Origin of the sequence: Paraliobacillus salinarum (genome assembly GCF_014083865.1) — a bacterium.
GTDB lineage: Bacteria > Bacillota > Bacilli > Bacillales > Amphibacillaceae > Paraliobacillus > Paraliobacillus salinarum.
The window spans coordinates 101,388-120,190 of record NZ_JACEFA010000003.1 but is presented as its reverse complement, the minus strand read 5'-3'; the positions used below and the strand labels follow the sequence as shown (position 1 = coordinate 120,190).

At 35.4% G+C, this 18,803-nt stretch carries 19 protein-coding genes; 15 read left to right on the top strand and 4 right to left on the bottom strand.

Annotated elements, in window-relative coordinates; genetic code table 11:
• The first annotated feature begins 11 nt into the window (after positions 1 to 11).
• The 3 genes from HP569_RS04655 to HP569_RS04645 are packed head-to-tail and all read left to right on the top strand — an operon-like array spanning position 12 to position 1,849.
• Positions 12 to 302, top strand: coding sequence for a thiamine-binding protein (locus tag HP569_RS04655; RefSeq protein ID WP_182199998.1), 291 nt, complete (start codon positions 12 to 14; stop codon positions 300 to 302).
• A 55-nt stretch (positions 303 to 357) separates the two neighbouring features.
• Positions 358 to 1,116 (top strand): ABC transporter permease, encoded by a 759-nt coding sequence (locus HP569_RS04650; RefSeq protein WP_182199997.1) that lies wholly within the window; start codon positions 358 to 360, stop codon positions 1,114 to 1,116.
• Positions 1,109 to 1,849 carry an ABC transporter ATP-binding protein gene (locus HP569_RS04645; protein WP_182199996.1) on the top strand — a complete coding sequence of 247 codons (741 nt, stop codon included), beginning with the start codon at positions 1,109 to 1,111 and terminating at the stop codon, positions 1,847 to 1,849. Before HP569_RS04650 ends, HP569_RS04645 begins: the two co-directional genes overlap by 8 nt.
• Positions 1,850 to 1,899: 50 nt before the next feature.
• Here the strand turns inward: HP569_RS04645 and HP569_RS04640 are convergent, their stop codons facing one another.
• Complete coding sequence (locus tag HP569_RS04640; RefSeq protein ID WP_182199995.1) at positions 1,900 to 2,604, bottom strand: DsbA family oxidoreductase; 705 nt, start codon at positions 2,602 to 2,604, stop codon at positions 1,900 to 1,902.
• A gap of 297 nt (positions 2,605 to 2,901) precedes the next feature.
• Here HP569_RS04640 and HP569_RS04635 point away from each other — a divergent pair, with 297 nt between their 5' ends.
• The 5 genes from HP569_RS04635 (at position 2,902) to HP569_RS04615 (ending at position 5,588) form a co-directional block, all read left to right on the top strand.
• Positions 2,902 to 3,504, top strand: coding sequence for a DedA family protein (locus HP569_RS04635; RefSeq protein WP_182199994.1), 603 nt, complete (start codon positions 2,902 to 2,904; stop codon positions 3,502 to 3,504).
• Between the two features lie 61 nt (positions 3,505 to 3,565).
• Positions 3,566 to 4,252 (top strand): RluA family pseudouridine synthase, encoded by a 687-nt coding sequence (locus HP569_RS04630; RefSeq protein WP_182199993.1) that lies wholly within the window; start codon positions 3,566 to 3,568, stop codon positions 4,250 to 4,252.
• 125 nt (positions 4,253 to 4,377) lie between these two features.
• Entirely contained in the window at positions 4,378 to 4,731 is a 354-nt protein-coding gene (locus HP569_RS04625; RefSeq protein WP_182199992.1) for a nuclear transport factor 2 family protein, read from the top strand.
• Positions 4,732 to 4,761: 30 nt separating this feature from the next.
• The gene (locus HP569_RS04620) at positions 4,762 to 5,013 is read left to right on the top strand and encodes a hypothetical protein (RefSeq protein WP_182199991.1); all 252 of its coding nucleotides are present in this window, start codon (positions 4,762 to 4,764) and stop codon (positions 5,011 to 5,013) included.
• 17 nt (positions 5,014 to 5,030) lie between these two features.
• Positions 5,031 to 5,588, top strand: coding sequence for a DNA-3-methyladenine glycosylase I (locus HP569_RS04615; protein WP_182199990.1), 558 nt, complete (start codon positions 5,031 to 5,033; stop codon positions 5,586 to 5,588).
• A 44-nt stretch (positions 5,589 to 5,632) separates the two neighbouring features.
• Here the strand turns inward: HP569_RS04615 and HP569_RS04610 are convergent, their stop codons facing one another.
• Positions 5,633 to 6,934 carry a purine/pyrimidine permease gene (locus tag HP569_RS04610; protein ID WP_425501817.1) on the bottom strand — a complete coding sequence of 434 codons (1,302 nt, stop codon included), beginning with the start codon at positions 6,932 to 6,934 and terminating at the stop codon, positions 5,633 to 5,635.
• 16 nt (positions 6,935 to 6,950) lie between these two features.
• Complete coding sequence (locus HP569_RS04605) at positions 6,951 to 8,450, bottom strand: MDR family MFS transporter (RefSeq protein ID WP_182199989.1); 1,500 nt, start codon at positions 8,448 to 8,450, stop codon at positions 6,951 to 6,953.
• Between the two features lie 250 nt (positions 8,451 to 8,700).
• On the opposite strand from HP569_RS04605, the gene HP569_RS04600 reads away from it, so the two are divergent.
• Positions 8,701 to 9,624: a DUF7916 family protein gene (locus tag HP569_RS04600; protein WP_182199988.1), complete on the top strand. Its 924-nt coding sequence runs from the start codon at positions 8,701 to 8,703 to the stop codon at positions 9,622 to 9,624.
• 53 nt (positions 9,625 to 9,677) lie between these two features.
• Here HP569_RS04600 and HP569_RS04595 read toward each other — a convergent pair whose 3' ends face one another.
• Positions 9,678 to 10,808 (bottom strand): CAP domain-containing protein, encoded by a 1,131-nt coding sequence (locus HP569_RS04595; protein ID WP_182199987.1) that lies wholly within the window; start codon positions 10,806 to 10,808, stop codon positions 9,678 to 9,680.
• Between the two features lie 196 nt (positions 10,809 to 11,004).
• Between HP569_RS04595 and HP569_RS04590 the strand changes: the two genes are divergently transcribed.
• From HP569_RS04590 to HP569_RS04565, 6 genes are all read left to right on the top strand, one after another.
• Complete coding sequence (locus tag HP569_RS04590; RefSeq protein ID WP_182199986.1) at positions 11,005 to 12,549, top strand: BCCT family transporter; 1,545 nt, start codon at positions 11,005 to 11,007, stop codon at positions 12,547 to 12,549.
• Positions 12,550 to 12,954: 405 nt separating this feature from the next.
• Positions 12,955 to 13,776 (top strand): metallophosphoesterase, encoded by an 822-nt coding sequence (locus HP569_RS04585; RefSeq protein ID WP_182199985.1) that lies wholly within the window; start codon positions 12,955 to 12,957, stop codon positions 13,774 to 13,776.
• Between the two features lie 218 nt (positions 13,777 to 13,994).
• Positions 13,995 to 15,098: a hypothetical protein gene (locus HP569_RS04580; RefSeq protein WP_182199984.1), complete on the top strand. Its 1,104-nt coding sequence runs from the start codon at positions 13,995 to 13,997 to the stop codon at positions 15,096 to 15,098.
• A gap of 231 nt (positions 15,099 to 15,329) precedes the next feature.
• Positions 15,330 to 16,568, top strand: a complete 1,239-nt coding sequence (locus HP569_RS04575; protein ID WP_182199983.1) for a Tm-1-like ATP-binding domain-containing protein — start codon at positions 15,330 to 15,332, stop codon at positions 16,566 to 16,568.
• Position 16,569: 1 nt separating this feature from the next.
• On the top strand, positions 16,570 to 17,394 hold the full coding sequence (locus HP569_RS04570) for a phosphoenolpyruvate hydrolase family protein (protein WP_182199982.1): 825 nt from the start codon (positions 16,570 to 16,572) through the stop codon (positions 17,392 to 17,394).
• Between the two features lie 170 nt (positions 17,395 to 17,564).
• Positions 17,565 to 18,776: a phosphoenolpyruvate hydrolase family protein gene (locus HP569_RS04565; RefSeq protein ID WP_182199981.1), complete on the top strand. Its 1,212-nt coding sequence runs from the start codon at positions 17,565 to 17,567 to the stop codon at positions 18,774 to 18,776.
• The last annotated feature ends 27 nt before the right edge of the window (positions 18,777 to 18,803 follow it).

The following is an 18,803-nucleotide window of genomic DNA, read 5'->3' as shown; positions in this document are numbered from 1 at the left end:
GAATGAGCATTATGGCAAATGCATTAGTTAGTATTCAAATAATTCCAAAGCTAAAGGATGGAGGAGATACGATTCCACTTGTTGATGCAGCAATTGCTGTGATCGATACATCTGGTGTGAAGTATAAGGTGAATCCATTAGAAACAACCATGGAAGGGGATTTGACTAAATTATTCTCTATCATCGAACAAATGAATAAAAAAATGATTGAGTTAGGAAGCTTGAGTGTGATTTCGCAGGTGAAAGTGTTTTACAAGCCTGATGGCGCATCGATGGATCATTTAACAGAAAAGTATCGTTAAGATTGGAGGAGTGGCGATTTTGTTTCAGCTTTTGATACAGAATCGCCTTTCATTTATGAAAAAAATAGTAAGACACTATAGTTCGGTAATCGTTATTATCGCAATTTTATTTATTTGGCAATGGAGTAGTAAATTATTATCTATTCCTAAATGGCTGTTGCCAGCACCAACAGATATTTTGAATGAAGCAGTTAATGGTTGGAATACGTACACGCACCACCTTGTATCAACGACTTATTTGTCTATTGGTGGTTTTGTAATTGGAGTAAGTGTTGGTCTGCTTGTTGCTGTGATTTTGCACTTATTACCAATAGTTAGACAAGCTGTTTATCCATTATTAATTTTGTCTCAGAACATTCCTATCATTGTATTAGCACCTTTACTTGTTATTTGGTTTGGTTTTGGGGTCTTACCCAAACTTATCATTATAACACTCGTTTGTTTTTTTCCTATTGTTGTAGCAACATTGGATGGGTTTCGCCAAACATCACCTGAACTCCTACATTATATGCAGATGGCAGGTGCAACAAAAGGTCAACTCTTTCGAAAGTTAGAGTTCCCACATGCGTTGCCTGCGATCTTTTCTGGAGTGAAAATAGCTGCAACCTATAGTGTGATGGGAGCAGTTATATCTGAATGGCTTGGTGCGAACAAAGGTATCGGTGTGTATATGACGTTAGCACAATCATCGTTTCGGACTGATCGTGTTTTTGTGGCGATTGGTTTTATTATGGTATTGTGCTTGATCTTTTTCGCGATAATACTGACACTCGAGAAAGTCTTGTTAAAAGGAAGGATGCATACAAATGGGTGAATTGGTCGCAACAAATATTACAAAATCATTTGATAGTAAAAAGATATTAGATCGCCTTTTTTTTACTGTGAAAGAAGGAGAGTTCGTTACGATCTTAGGTCCTTCTGGAAGTGGTAAAAGTACGCTTTTTCACTTAATTGGCGGTATGCTTCAACCAGATGATGGAACCTTTACACTTAATCAAGAAGAGATTACCGGCAGGCGTGGTGCGATAAGCTATACTCCACAATCTCCATCATTACTTCCTTGGCGTACAGTGCTTAAAAATGTAGTGTTAGGATCAGAAATTAAGGGTGAGGTAGATTTCAACCAAGCGAAACATATGCTTGAAAAAGCAGGGTTAAGCGGATATGAAGATGCATACCCCCATCAGTTATCTGGAGGAATGCGTCAACGTGTCGCTTTTGTTAGGGCGTTACTTAGTCCACAAGATTTTATCTGTTTAGACGAGCCTTTTTCAGCGCTTGATGAATTCACCCGATTAGAAATGCAACAATGGCTGTTAAAGATTTGGGAAGAGCATAGAAAGTCAATCCTGTTCGTCACGCACAATATTGAAGAGGCATTATATTTATCTGATCGAATTCTAATTTTGTCAAAAAAACCAGCAACGATTGTAGAAGAATATACATTACCATTCGCTAGGCCACGTGATCAGGATTTATTTTTGACAGATGAATTTTTACAATGGAAGCGGGAGATTTATCAAGCATTACAAGGAAATCTAAATTAATAAGACTAGTGACATGCTTTGAAAACAAAAAGTCTAAAGCTGTAATAGCTTTAGACATCACATGAATCATCTGTGCAAAATCCAGTATCGGATGAAGAAAGGTCCTCAAAAGCTGGCTTTTCTTCTTCCCATACTTTTTCTAATGCAGAGGTAAATGTTTCGATCGGTTGTGCACCTGAAATCGCATATTTTGAATTAATAATAAAGAAAGGTACACCTGTCACGCCATACTGTTTGGCTAAAGCTTCATCGGTGCGCACTTCTTTTGCATATACTTGTTCATCCTGTAAGGTTTCTAATGCTTCGTTGCGGTCTAAACCAATATTTTCAGCGATGTTTGCTAGTGTGTCATGATCGTTTAGATCGATATTCTCTGTGAAATAACCATGTAATAACGCTTCTGTTAATGCATGCTCCTTATTGCACTTCTTCGCAAATTTAACTAAGCGGTGAGCTGAAAAAGTATTAGTAGGCTTCATGTTGTCAAAATGATAGGTTAATCCTACCGTCTCTGCTTGCTTACCAATGTTTTCATTTGTTTCTTTTGCCTGCTCTAGTGACATATTGTATTTTTCTGCAATTGCTTCGTGAATGTTTTTATCACTATTTATTGGAGAGTTAGGATCCAATTCATAGCTTTTATACTCTACTTCAACATGATCACGATAGTCAAATTTATCTAATGCTTCTTCTAATCTTCGTTTCCCAATATAGCAAAATGGACAAACAAAATCAGACCATACTTCTATTTTCATAACAACAAAACCCCCATTTTTTGATTCGCATGAATTGTAGTGTAATAAGTGACTTTCCCTAATCACTAAAATATAAGTTCGTAATGATGCGCAATCAATATTTACTTTCTATCATGCCATAAAATTTGTAAGAAATAAAAATATATGCTCATGTTTTTCTTGCATGTAATATATTTGAAATGCATAATGTACGTTAAGTGCTTGTATTAGTAGAAGAAACCGTGAATGAAATCCCTTGTCAAAATAATATGCTCCACTTGTATAAAGAGGAAAATAGTAAAGATAGGATGAAATGTAATGCAAGATTGGCTGCTTGAAATAATAAATAGTTACGGTTATATCGGTATAGTCTTTTTAATAGCAGTAGAAAATATTTTTCCACCAATACCGTCCGAGGTTATTTTAACATTTGGAGGCTTCTTAACGACAACGACATCTTTATCAATCATTGGTGTTATTGTTGCATCGACACTCGGTTCTGTATTTGGTGCAGTGGTACTCTACCTGATAGGAGCTTCAATATCAACAACTTCACTTAAGAGGTTTATAGCTAAACGTGGACATTATTTACGTTTAGAACAAAATGATGTTGACCGAGCTATTCTTTGGTTTAATAAATACGGCGGTTGGAGTGTGTTTATTTGTCGCTTTATCCCACTTATAAGAAGCTTAATTTCTGTACCAGCTGGATTAGCAAAAATGCGATTTTTCCCATTTTTATTGTTAACCATGATTGGGACATTGATCTGGAATACAGTATTAGTTGGACTAGGAGCGTATGTTGGAGAGTCTTGGAATGAGATCGTTACTTATATGAATACCTATTCCAATATTCTTTATGCTGTCCTTGGCTTAGCTTTTATCGTGGTGCTTGGTGTTTACTTTTATAAGAGAAAATAATTTTGTTCACGTGAACGCATTATGCTATCCTTGTAAGAAGTATTGAAAGAGGAGAAATATTATGGACATACCAATATTGTACGAAGATAATCATTTATTAAAGGTAGAAAAACCAGTAAATATTCCTGTTCAGGAGGATCAATCTGGGGATCTTGATTTATTAACGATGTTAAAGCAAGATATAAAAATTCGATATGATAAGCCTGGAAATGTATATTTGGCATTATTACATCGTCTAGATCGCCCGGTAGGTGGAGCGATGGTGTTCGCGAAAACATCTAAAGCTGCATCTCGTATGGCAGATAAAATAAGGAAGCATGAAATAAAAAAACAATATTTAGCTGTAGTAAGAGGGGAAATAGAGCAAAAAGCAGGAGAATGGCAAGACTATTTAGTAAAAGATCACCAGAAGAATCAAGTGCGTGTTGCAAGAAAAACAGATAAAGGTGCAAAGAAGGCTATCTTAGATTATCACGTTTTAGCGACAGCAAATGGGCTGAGCTTAGTAAAGGTGAATTTACAAACAGGGAGACCACATCAAATTAGGGTGCAATTTGCATCAAGAGGTTACCCACTGTATGGCGATCAAAAATATGGTGCAAAAGTAAATAAAGTAGGACAGCAAATTGCTTTATGGTCACATCAATTGGGCTTTGATCATCCAGTTAAAGGTGATGAAGTTGTACATATATCAACTCCACCAAATACGCATCCTTGGAATATGTGGGATAAGCGTCTAATAAACTAATTCACTCTGTTTGATCATTAACGTTTTAACAGCCAAATGAACGATTACTTTGGCTGTTTTTTAAATGGAGTGATCGCAAAAAACAATATGCTATACTAAATGCAAATAGCTACAGGAGGATTTTTATGAACAAGCAAACATTCTTTCAACAATTCAATGAAGCATTAATGCAAGGGGATATAACATATATACTGGAAAGTGTCACACCTGATGTGACATGGGAAATGATCGGTAATGATACGATTTATGGAAGGAATACACTAGCTGAAGTGCTTGCAGGCATGGATCAAACAATGGAATACAAATTAACAATTGAACACATTATTATAAACGAGACTAAAGCAGTAGTGAATGGAATCATTGAGGTGACTACGAGATTAAATGAACTTAAAACGTATGGTTTTTGTGATATTTATCAACTAGCTGCGAACGAAATAGATAAAATAAACAAAATAACTAGCTATGTCATTCAGAAATAGTTGAATTTTTAACATTTGGAGGGCGGAAAAATGAGAGAAGAAAAGCAGGCTGAAAACAAAGAACAATTGCTATTGCAAGCTGTAAAAACACAGCGTTCTATTCTTCAATTACTAGATCATACGCTATACGATACATATCAATCAGAAAAAAACAGACCAACAGAAGAACAGAATAAGGATTTACTTCATTTAGCTCAGCAAGTTCGAACAATTATTGGTAAGAAACCGAAATTGAAAGAAGTATATCGTAAATTACAAGAAGAGCACGACATAGAATTTTAACCAGAGGGGGCATTCAAATGAAACGTTGTGATTGGGTGAATGATGATCCCTTATATATCAATTATCATGATTATGAGTGGGGTGTACCTGAATATAATGATCAAAAGTTATTTGAATTACTCATTCTAGAAGGTGCTCAAGCTGGACTTAGCTGGTATACAGTGTTGAAGAAACGAGCGCATTATCAAGAAGTTTTTGATCATTTTGATCCAACTGAAATAGCTAAATATTCCGAACAAAAAGTAGAGCAATTACTTCAGGATCCTGGAATTATTCGAAACAAGTTGAAGATCAGATCTACGATTACCAATGCCCAAGCTTTTTTAGCTATTAAAGAGGAATTTGGTTCGTTCTCCTCTTATATATGGCAGTTTGTAGATGAGGAACCAATTATCAATCATTGGAGAACAATTGATGAAGTTCCTGCAACAACGGTTACTAGTGACCGAATGAGTAAAGATTTAAAAAAACGAGGCTTCAAATTTGTTGGATCGACAATCTGTTATGCATTTATGCAAGCAAGTGGAATGGTTGATGACCATATTGAGTCATGTATTTGTAGGAAAAAGGGATAGATGATTATTTGAAAATGCCTTTAATAAAGCTCAACCGAAAAATGTTATTCGGCTGAGCTTTTTCTTTGATCACGCCATAACTGTTCCAGAAGAATGACTAAACCAGTTCCTACTAATAAGCCGTTACTCATAATATTTTGTATAATAGACGGTAATCCGTTAAATACGCCAGCAGGTAAAAACATTGTCCCCATACCAACAAGATATGCAATTCCCACAATCGTCATTTTCCTTTGATCTAACTTTTCCAGTGTTATATTATTAATTGCTAATCCAACCAGCTGAACAAACGATGCCATTAATGCAGCATTTGCAACAGGCACAGGGATTGTTGCGATAAAAGTAACCACTGGAGGGAAGAAGGCAATGATAATTAGAATAATTGTAGCGTACACAAAGGGCATCTTTCTTTTTTGTCCTGTTAATGCAATAAATCCGGATGACGTTGCTAATGGAACATTGGCAATAGTAGAGAAAAGGCCAGCTATCCCATGGTTGATACCAGAGAGTGTTGTACCATTACTCACACGCACGTCCTGGTTAGTTTCTTTCAATCCAATTGTTTGAGTTGTTGCTACAACAGAGGCTACAACATTAGATATGGAAATAATTGCAGTTATAAAAGCAATAGGGATGACACTTAGATCAAACGCAGGTAAACCAAATGCTAACCATTCTGGAAGTGCGAACAACGGTATATCTTCTGTCACGCCTTGCCCACCAACAATGACGGCAAATGTTACCCAGCCAATTAAAATACCCATGAAAACAGCATAGTTACTTAGCCATCCTTTTGCAAAAACAGATAAACCTAGCACGATAAAAAAGGTAATAAAAGCAATGGTCGCTTCTTTTATTTGTATCGTTTGTGTACTTCCTTGTAAACCAAGCATTCCTTCTAAGAAAGTTCCGCTTAATTGAACAGTCAACAAGAAGAAAAATGTTCCTGTTACTAGAGGTGTGAAAATTGGCAACATGCGTTGGGCTAATTTTGTAATACCTAATAAAAACATAAATAGCCCAGTAACAATCATCATTGATTGCAATGTTTGCAACGTTCCTGTTAACGATGAACCAGTTGCAGCCATTACGGTAAAAATACTTACCCATATGCCAGCAGGACCTTCCATAATTGGCAGGCGATATCCGATTAGAGCTTGTAATAATGAAGCGATTCCGACTGTGAAAAATGTGCGTTGCATTAGTCCTGTTATTTCGGTTGCATCAAGGTGAAAAACAGCACCAATAACAATGGGCATCGCCACAGAACTAGCTAATAAAAATAGGAGCCATTGGAACGTCTCCATCGTTGTAGTAGTAAATCGTGTTGAATTCAATGAAAACACTCCTAATCAATCATTTTTATTTTTTATTTGTATGTTTAATTTCAGGGAAGAAAAGACTTAAAATAAATGCAAGCAGTCCAAGAATAAATAAACCAATAAAAACAGCGTCCATTGCTTGTGCTAGTGTTTCTTGCATAGTTGCTAAAACATTTGGCTCTAACCGATTTCTAGCTGTTTCATCTAATAGCATGTCCGTATTGGCTAGTGTTAATGATTCACCTTTATTAACTAATAGCTGATTCATTCGCTGATTTAATACACCGCCAAGGATTGCTGCTCCTGTAGCACTGCCAATGATTCGCATAAACATATTTAAAGATGTAGCGGATCCTCGTGTTTTCCAATCCACACTATTTTGAATGGCCACTATGAATGTCGTACTTGTTAGTCCCATACCTACACCAACAACAAAAGAACTAAAACCGACATAAATTGGTCCGTGAGTTGGTTCTAAAAACATAAACAATGTTCCACCTAAAAAAAGTGCAATACCACCCAATATTGCGGTAGGACGAAATCCGATTTTCAGTACTAAATGTCCGGCTGTAGTAGAAGATATAGGCCAGCCAATCGACATGGTGCTTAATGTGAATCCAGCAATAATAGGTGAATACCCCATCACGCCTTGCACATAAGTAGGTAAAAAACTAGATAGGCCAAGAATAATCATTCCTGAAACTAATGTGATTAGATTAGCTGTTGTCATTAATTTATTTTTCCATAAATGTAATGGCATCATTGGTGCAGCTGTTCTAGACTCTTGCCATAAAAAAAATCCAAACCCTACAATAAATATAGTAATCAAACCAATGATCGGAGCAGAAGCCCAATCCCACGCGGTTCCACCTTGAACTAAAACAATAATTAAAGCGGAAATAGAGACAAAGAATAGGCTAGTTCCGGCATAATCAATAGATTTTTTCTCTTTTGAAATTTCCTCATGAAAGAAAAGGGTAACTCCCACTAGTCCAAGAATACCTATCGGAACATTGATCCAAAAAATCCATGACCAATCGACAAACTTAACAATGATTCCTCCGAAAAGAGGACCAATAACGGAAGAAATACCCCAGACACTTGCTAGATAGCCCTGTACTTTTGCACGTTCTTCCATGGTATACATGTCTCCAACCATCGTTGCGACAACCGGCTGCACCGCTCCAGCACCGATACCTTGAATGATACGAAAGATAACTAATAGTGTCATCGTAGGTGCTAACCCACAAAGGATGGAGCCAGTTAAAAAAATTACAACGCCAGAAACATATATAGGTTTTCTACCATATAAATCAGATAATTTTCCGAAAATTAATGTAGTGACTGCCTGCATTAATAAAAAAGCGGAGAACACCCAACTGTACATCGAAAACCCACCTAAATCGGCAACAATATTAGGCATAGCTGTAGCGACAATCGTTCCTTCAATTGCCGCCATAAACATAGATAGAATTAAAGCTATAAGCACAAGTGGACGTTTCGTTTGTTTTTTCTTATGTAAAGCTAAATTTGCCTGCATTATTTATAACCTCATTTCAAAAAACCTACTTATACTACTTTAACGGAATTCCTTGAAAAATCAATTAGCATTTGTCATATGTTTATGATAATTGAGATATGAAGAATGAATGGAATAACAAAGGAGATATAGAATGAGCTTGCTTGATATAGGTAATAGGAATGGTGTAATCTTGACGTAACTCGTTTTATTTGTATTATCGTGAATTTGTTAAAACGAATGGATTAAAAAATTATCAAGGAGTGAAAAAATGGTCAAACGTTTATTAAGTGCAACCGCATCAGAAGTGGCAAAGTTTTCTCCAGAGGAATTAAAACAAAGTATAAAAGCTAATGAAGGAAGAACAGTATTGAGTGAAAATATTGTTGCGTGTGAGCCATTGCTTCCTGGTATTACAAACGCAGAAATTTCACGTTCGTTTGGAGCGGATCTTATTTTGTTAAATGTATTTGATGTCTTTCACCCTGTAGTATTAGGGATGTATGATGTTAACAATATGGCTGCAGCAACTCCAAATGATAATGTTATTTATGATTTAAAGAAATATGTTGGTAGACCAATTGGCATCAATCTAGAACCGGTAAGTGATTCGGCTGATATGGCAGAGGATAAACAAAACATCTCCAATGGAAGAGTGGCATCTAAAGAAACATTAGAAAGAGCAAATGAGTTAGGGTTTGATTTTATCTGTTTAACAGGAAATCCCGGAACCGGTGTAACAAACGCAGAAATCACAAAAGCGATCAAGCTCGCGAAAAAGTACTTCGATGGTATAGTGATTGCAGGTAAAATGCACGGATCGGGTGTGAATGAAGCCGTTGTTGATTTGAAAACCGTTGAAGAATTTTTAGAAGCAGGAACAGATATCCTTCTCGTTCCCGCAGTCGGTACGGTGTGGGGACTTGGCGATGATGAAGTGCGTCAAGCAGTTAAACGAGCACATGAAAAAGGTACATTAGTAATGAGTGCAATAGGAACGAGTCAAGAAAGTGCGCAACCAGAGACCGTTCGTGAAATAGCCATCCGCAACAAGATATTAGGCGTTGACATACAGCATATTGGCGATGGTAGCTATGCTGGAGTAGCCCCTGTTGAAAATATCTTTGCAATGAGCAAAGCAATCCGAGGAGAACGCCACACCGTAGCAATGATGGCAAGATCCATCTACAGATAAGAATGGGACATTGGGGTCAGTCCCCTTTGTCCCATTCTGCTCACAATAGTTCATTATTTTGTTATGAAGTTTTCGGTATAAAAGGGTTGGTTCTCATTATTAAATGCGACGCCGACTGTTAATAATTCGAACTCTTTCTTGAGAATGTTTTTTCGATGTCCTAATGAATTCATTAATCCTTCATGTGCATAAATACTACTTGATTGCCCCGTAGCTAAATTTTCACCTGCTATTCGAAACGCAACCCCGTCTTCTTGTAATCGATCAAAAGGAGACTGTTGATCTAAATTGGTATGTCCGAAATAATTGTTTTCAGCCATATCCTGGCTATGATCACGAACTGTCGACAATGCAGATTCTTCCCATGTTAAAGGCTTCAAGTCATTCTCAACCCGAGCAGCATTTGTGAGATCAAATAACTGGTACTCTAAACCTTTCTTTAATTCTTTGCTAGGCTCAGCAAAATAAGCAGGTTTTTGCATTTCCAACTGTTTGTTTATAATTTGAACAGCCGTAATTGTATGGTTTTCATGGACATCATAAAAAATAGTTACATAATTATTATCAATTAAAAAAGTATCATACTCCTCTTTTCCTTCAATTAAGTAATTTATTGATCCTTTTTTTATTCCGGATACAGGCTGATCTAATGTATTAAGCACCTCTTCCATTGTATTATCGAATGAAAGTTCTTCGGTTGAACTTAATAGAGGCTGATTGGTATATAATCCTGCAACTTTATCGTTTTTGTCATAGGCTATCATCATAAAATTATGGTAATTCTTATGATATGCCATCCACTCCACACCGTATTCATTTTTACTAGCACGTTGCGGCTTCCCAAGCTGTGATTCAACAGTTTTTCGTTCATCTCCAATTTCAATGTTGTAAATCGAAAAGGTTTGTTCAACGGGTTTATTTAGGTTTGGTTTTTCTATTTTAACTTCATTAGAGGGAGCAGTACTATCTATTTTATCGGTAAATAAATCTGTAACAAACTCATATCCTTGTTTTATTGAGTTAACTGTATTAGTTACAAAAGCACTTTCTTTAAAGCTAACAATATCCTCGCGCACTTCATGAACAGTAGCTTCTAAACCATCTTCTTTAAAACTGTCACCATAAAAATGCCAAAAAACTACAGCGAAAAGGATGATAAAAATAATCCCTTTTAATTTAGCCAAAAACTCACCTCGAATTCATAAATCGGATACTCTATTTTAGCAATTATCTCCCGTATAAACAATATTGGGACATTTGGGTCTGACCCCAATGTCCCATCAAACACCAATATCCTGAATGGAATAATGTTTATTTTATTTGATATGGGGGTAATTGACTGGTACTTACAATCTTTAACTATTTTAGGAGGAAGAAAAAATGAAAAAACACAGACATCGAAGTTTAATTGACTATTCCATTTTTATACCTTCGATCATTATTTTGATATTAATAAGTATTCCATTCTCTATGTATGAATCTAAATCTTTGGAAGTACTAAACCGGATATTTGATTCTGTTGTAAGCACGTTTTCTTGGGGGTATATTTGGTATGCAATCATCCTAGTTGGAGCAGGATTATATTTATCTTTTTCAAAATATGGAAATGTAGTTTTAGGAGATCCAAATGAAAAACCACGTTTCAATTTATTTGAATATGCATCAATCTTAATTGCGATGGGACTCGGTTCCACCATTATGCGAACGGGAATGGTAGAATGGGCAAATGTGACACTTGATCCCCCTTTTGGTGTAGAGGCAGGCTCTAGCGAAGCGCTCTTGTGGGGAAATTCATATGGTATGTTTATGTGGAGTTTTCAAGTATTTGCGATTTTCGTAATGGCTGCACCTGCATTAGGTTACATCCTACACGTTCGCAAAAAACCTTTTATGCGAATATCAGAAGCTTGCCGAGTATTATTTGGAGATAAATTTACAGACGGCATTGGTGGAAAAATTTTAGATATTATCTTTCTAGTAAGTATATTAGCTGGAGCAGCTGTAACTTTAGGTTTAGGAGCGCCGATTATTACATATAATTTAGCGGAATTGCTCCAAATTGAACAATCCTTTACATTAACACTAATTGTTACAATTATATGGGTAACCTTATTTTCTATTAGTGCTTATTTAGGTGTAGAAAAAGGCATCAAACGATTAAGTACATTTAATATGTATTTAGCAGGTGCTTTTGCTTTATTTATTATGATCGCAGGACCTGGAATTTTTATTTTAAACTATTTTACGGATAGTGTTGGATTTTTACTGTCAAATTACTTTAATATGTCGTTTCATACAAATGCAGTGAATTTAGGTGGAAAAACATATATAGAAAGTCAAACGATTTTTTGGTTTGCTTACAGTGCCACATGGGCAATGCTCCACAGTGTATTCGCTGCGAAAATATCTAGAGGAAGAACAATCAGAGAAATGATTTTAACCTATTTATTAGCACCGACAGCTATTTCATGGGTTGCGACCGGCGTATTAGGTGGACTAGGTGTTGATCGTTTCATGAGTGGAGCTGTAGATGTTTTATCTATTGTGCAGGAAGATGCTATGGCAGCTATACCAGCTATTCTCCGCACACTTCCATTGTCATCTATAGCAATCATTATATTTATTGTTGTAGCAATGATATTCTTAACGACAACATTAGACTCAACAACTTATACGATTGCTTCTTACACAGGGACCAAAGACATGAGTGAAAACGAGCCATCAAAGAAACTTCGAATCATTATTGCAGCCGTTATTACCATCACAGCACTTATTTTAATGCAGATCGGTGGACTCGCGCCATTAGAAGTATTATCTGGAATTATGGGTATCCCGATTATAGTTATTCAATTCTTGACAATTGCCGCTGCTAAAAAGATGATGGATCAGGATAAAGCATGGTTGCACAATGTCCGTAAAAAATAGTTGAAAAAGCTTTACTATTTGATAGCGATCGTGCTATAGTAAATGAGCGATGAGCTATTTTGCGTAAGACGAAAGATATGCTTTACTGCTAAACGTTACGTGGACTTAACGGTCTTTCGCCGCAAAACGTACATGATACTTGCAATAAGCAAGTAAAAGTCGATACCTATAATGGTGTCGACTTTTTTGATGGACTGATCTCTGTTTCTAGAGGAATTACCATAGCATACAATACAAGCGCTGATCGATTAATTTAGTATCGTTTATAATCCCTTGCTAACTAAATAAGTCTTAATATATATGATTGTTTGTAGTGATAAGTGTTGTTCAATGGAATATATTTTTTTGTAGTCAAAAACATGCTAAACTATTGCTAAATTAATCAATTTGAAAGAAGGACCAATAATGTTTAAAAAAGTGATTAGTTACGCGGGACTTGCTACCATAATAGCTGGAAGTCTCAAGGTACTATATGATACAAATATATTTAAAGTAAATTATGTAAAAATTGAGACAGATAAACTGCATCCTCAAACAGCGTTGACGATCTTGCATTTAACAGATATTCACAATAAAAATTTCGGGGAAAATAATCAGCAGCTTATTAAGAAAATTAAACAATTAAATCCAGATGTAATTGTTATTACAGGTGATCTGATTGATCGAAAAACAACAGATTTTTCAGGTATGTTTTACTTAGTTGAACAATTAAAGTCAATTTGCGAAAAATTGTATTTTGTTTCAGGTAATCACGAATGGGGTCACGAACATACAAAAGATCTTTTTAAAGGCTTAGAAGCAAGAAAAATTTATATCCTTGATAATACTAACCAAACTGTAGCTATAAATGAAAATATAATTAATATAGCAGGTGTCGCTGATTATGCAACATGCCATGAAGATATAAATGCAGCATTGAATCAAGTACAGCAGGATGAAAAATATACAATTCTGCTTTCGCATGCACCTGATATTATCAATGAAATAAGTAATGAGCCAATTGATTTGATTTTGTCAGGTCATACACACGGAGGGCAAATCAGATTACCATTTATCGGTGCACTTGTTGCTCCAGATCAAGGGCGATTTCCAACTTTGGATAAGGGCTTATTTGTACGAGGAGAAGACAAATATTTATACATTGATAGTGGGCTAGGTACAACAAAGATGCCAATCCGATTCTTTAACCAAAGTCAGTTATCTTTAATTACAATTGTAGGGAAATAAATAGTAATATTTACTTTTTAAACTATGACAGCTAAATAGAAGGAGTTTTAGTACTCTATGTTTTTAGGTAGTAATTAAATTTTTAACTAAGATAGCAATAATCTACAATTAATCACCTTTATACAATTTTAATTTACAAATTATCACCCTATTAGGATTAACAATCTGGAAAACGGGTATCTATACTTTGTAATAAGTTGTAAAAGGTGGTTGTTTTTATGGAGCAAATGTTGATTGGTATTATCTGTGCACCAGAATTACCTAGAAAAATTACAGAAAACATTATAGATGATTTATCAACAACTTTTTCTCAATCCATTACTGACAATGTTGAATGGAAGATTGAATATCAAGAGGATTTACTAACAGGTGCTGCAGAGAAGGTAGATGAAATCTTTGAAGCGGCTGAAAGAATTAAACAAAATAACAATTGGCAATACGTGATATGCTTAACTGATTTACCTATATACTCAACAGCTGGTGACATCGTTTTAGCCGACTTGAATATAGAACGAGGGATTGCTCAAATATCTCTCCCTGCATTTGGCTTTCCGCCGATGCAGGCAAGACTAAAAAAAGTGATATTACAGATGATGGTAGAGCTTTATAAAGATGAAAGTTTTGATAAAAAAGAATATAAACAAAATTTAAAAACAATTACAAGAAGCTTTCCGCTTTCTCCAGTTCGTCGAATAAAGCCTAAAGAAAAAGAGGGAAAAGTTGACTCGCGATATATTGTACATCCACGTGTAAATGGTGAAATTCGACTTATCTCAGGAATGACTATTGCGAATAGACCATGGTTGCTGATTACTTCTTTTAAACCGATCATTGCGGTTGCTTTTGCAACTGGCGCTTATTCTATAATCTTCACAACGTTATGGAAGTTGAGTGTGCATTTTTCTTTGATACGTTTAATCAGTTTAATGCTCGTGTCTATTGCGAGTATGGTTCTTTGGATTACGTTATCTCACAATTTGTGGGAAACATCGACAACCAAAGGGGATAAAAAAATCAAGCATTTATATAACATGGCAACAATAACTACATTGACTATTGGGGTAGTAACCTTTTACTCTTTACTATTCATCATTTTTTCTATTGCAATTCTTATTTTTGTGCCACCAGACATGTTTCAATCTGTGACTAGTATAAAAGAAGAAGTGGATGCTTTAATCTTACTACGCTTATCTTGGTTAGGTACTTCTGTAGCTATTCTAGCAGGTGCTATTGGTGCTGGTGTAGAAAACCCAGAGCTTGTTCGTAATATTGCTTATGGTTACAGACAGAAACAAAGATATAATGAAATTGAGAATTTATGAATTTTTAGAAAGTATTTCTTTTATATGTCGTTCGCGAGTGAAAGCTTGTGAACGTCATTTTTTTGTTCTAAAGATCTTGTTATTAATCATCGATCTATTATCTATCAAAATATATATTTCTAACATAAACACAATTTTAACAAACATAAACACATTAATTTTTTATTAAGAAAACGCTATCATATAATTGTAAGATTAAATACTTTACTTATAAATAAGGGAGAGTATCACATGAGTAAAACAATAGCATTAGCAGGTACATTTGATTCAAAAGGAAAAGAGTTTTTGTTCGTAAAAGATTTAATTGAATCATTAGGTTTTCAAACACTCACTATTCATACAGGTGTATTTGAAGCAGCATTTCAAGCAGATATATCGAATGCGCAAGTAGTAGAAGCAGCAGGCTATAAAATTGAAAAGATCGTTGCAGATAAAGACCGGGCTATAGCAACCGAAGCCTTAGCAAAGGGAATGGAGTTTTTACTTCCTAAATTGTATGAAGAAGGGAAGTTTGATGGTGTCTTGTCATTTGGTGGTACTGGCGGAACCTCCATTGTTACACCAGGAATGAGAGCATTGCCTATCGGTGTCCCAAAAGTAATGGTTTCAACGGTGGCTTCAGGAAATACACAGCCATATATAGGTACCAGTGATATTATTATGATGCCTTCGATTGTAGATGTAGCTGGTTTAAATGAAATATCGACGACAATTTTTAGTAATGCTGTATTTGCTATAACGGGCATGCTGGATTTTAAAGATAAAACAAAAAATGACCAAAGTGAGCATAGAAAGCCTTTAATTGCAGCATCTATGTTTGGGGTTACAACACCATGTATCAATCACGCTAAAAGTTATTTAGAAGATAGAGGTTATGAAGTTTTAATATTCCATGCTACTGGAATTGGTGGCCAAACAATGGAAAATTTAATATTAGAAGGATTTTTCGATGGAGTTCTTGATATAACCACAACAGAATGGGTAGACGAAATTGTAGGTGGTGTACTAAATGCTGGACCTCATCGGCTAGAGGCTGCAGCTACTTCTAGAACACCTCAAGTAGTTTCTGTAGGTGCACTTGACATGGTCAATTTTGGCCCATATAGCTCTGTTCCAGATGAATTTTATGATCGGAAATTTTATAAACATAATCCTACTGTAACTTTAATGAGAACGACACCAGAAGAGAACAGAAAAGTGGCAGAAGTAATTGCAACGAAGTTAAATCAAGCACAAGAAAGCACTGCTTTATTATTACCTTTAAAAGGTGTGTCAGGTTTAGATGCTGAAGGACAAGATTTCTATGGTCCTGAAGAAGATCAAGTTCTATTTGATACATTAAGAGAAAATATTAATCCCAATAATGTGCAACTATTAGAGTTAGATATGAATATAAATGACCCACAATTTGCGGAAGCTGCTGCAGAGAAGTTAATACAATTAATCGAACAAAAAAAAGGAGAGAAGTAATATGCTTTCAAGAAAAGAAATTTTAGATCGATTTAAAAAAGAAGTATCACAAGGTAATATATTATTAGGTGTTGGTGCAGGGACAGGTATTACGGCAAAGAGTAGTGAAGCTGGTGGTGCAGACATGTTAATCATCTACAATTCTGGACGATATCGCATGGCTGGTCGTGGTTCACTAGCTGGATTACTTTCATACGGCGATGCTAATGAAATTGTTATGGAAATGGGAAGAGAAGTTTTACCTGTAGTCGAAAACACCCCTGTTTTGGCTGGGGTGAATGGTACCGATCCGTTTAGAGTAATGGATGTTTTTCTTAAACAATTAAAAGAGCAAGGTTTTACTGGTGTGCAGAATTTTCCTACAGTTGGTTTAATAGATGGTGTGTTCCGACAAAATTTAGAAGAAACAGGAATGGGATATGGCTTAGAAGTGGAGATGATTCGTAAAGCACATGATTTAGATATGCTTACAACGCCGTATGTTTTTGATGAAGAACAAGCAACAGCTATGGCGGAAGCTGGTGCAGATATATTGGTTGCGCATATGGGCTTAACTACGAAAGGAACGATTGGCGCTCAAACTGCATTAACTCTTGATGATTGTGTAGAGCGTATTCAAAAAATAGTAGAGGCTGGAAAAGCGGTTAACCCTGATATTTTAGTCATTTGTCATGGCGGTCCAATTGCTGATCCAGAAGATGCTGATTATGTTATCCAGCGAGTAGAAGGAATAGTAGGTTTCTTTGGTGCATCAAGTATTGAGCGGTTCGCTGCTGAAAAAGGTATTAGAGAACAGTCAGAGGCATTTAAACAAATTAAAAAGTAATGTTTAGAAGATTCTAGATAATAATAATATGAAAAAAGCGGAACATAACCATGTATAATAGTACAGTTATGTTCTTTTTTTACATTTAATAAATCTTGCTAACATCACAATTATCATATTCATGTATAATAAAAATACAGATAAAAATTATTAAATGGAGTTTGATTACTATGACCTCAGCACAATCTGAAATCATAACAAGATTAAAAAAACAAATAAAAACAGATCGACACATTATTGGTGTTGCTGCAGGGTCGGGACTAACTGCAAGATACGCGGAAGCAGGAGGAGCTGATTTTATATTAGCTTTAAGTTCTGGTTATTTTCGACAAAGAGGTGTAAGTTCACTTGCTGGTTATTTAGCTATAGCAAATAGTAATCAAATCGTTATGGACTTCGCTAGGAAAGAGATCATACCTGCAATAAAAGAGATTCCTACTATATTTGGATTATCCGCAACGGATCCTATGATTCATTTAGAAAGTTATATTAAAGAGATTAAAGAGAATGGTTTCGCTGGAATTAATAATTATCCAACAATTGGACTTTTCGATGGAGAATTCCGCAAAGGATTAGAGTCACAAGGAATTACTTTTGACCGAGAAGTACAAGCGATTGAAATAGCAAGTAAGCAAGGACTTCTCACGGTTGCATTTGTGTTTAATACAGAGCAGGCAATTAAAATGCTGCATGCAGGTGCAGACATTATTTGTGTTCATTTGGGTTTGACATCTGGTGGAATCTTAGGTGGAAAGCAAATTAAATCTTTGCAAGCAGCAAAAAAATTAGCGGTTTCTATTTTTGATGCATGTAATAAAATAAATCCGGAAGTTATTAAAATGGTATATGGTGGGCCTCTTAATAAACCGATTGATGTACAATTTATGTATGATGATACCGAAATAAATGGCTATGTTGGTGGATCTGCTTTTGAAAGAATACCAGCAGAGCAAGCTATCTTAAGAGTTACTGAATCGTTCAAGTCTACTTTGGATATTCATTATGACGGATTAATACAAAAGATAATTGACGGGATTGGTTCTAATGAAGATTATGTAGATTTTGTTAAGGAATATATTCAATTACATTATAATCAAGAAATAACTTTAAATGAATTAGCAGAGATTTTGAACTTAAATCGATCTTATTTAAGTACGCTCTTCAAAAATAAAGTTGGTGTATCTTTTCAATCGTATCTCATTCAATTCCGCATGAATAGAGCATGTGAAATAATAGAAGAAGAAAAGGTATTATTAAAAAATGTAGCAGATATGGTAGGTTACACAGATTATGTACATTTCAGCAAAATATTTAAAAAAACAAAAGGAATGTCTCCGAAAAACTATGCGAATAAATATAAAGTAAGTAATCCTTATGAGTGAATAAAAAAGTTAATCTTTACTAGGTGA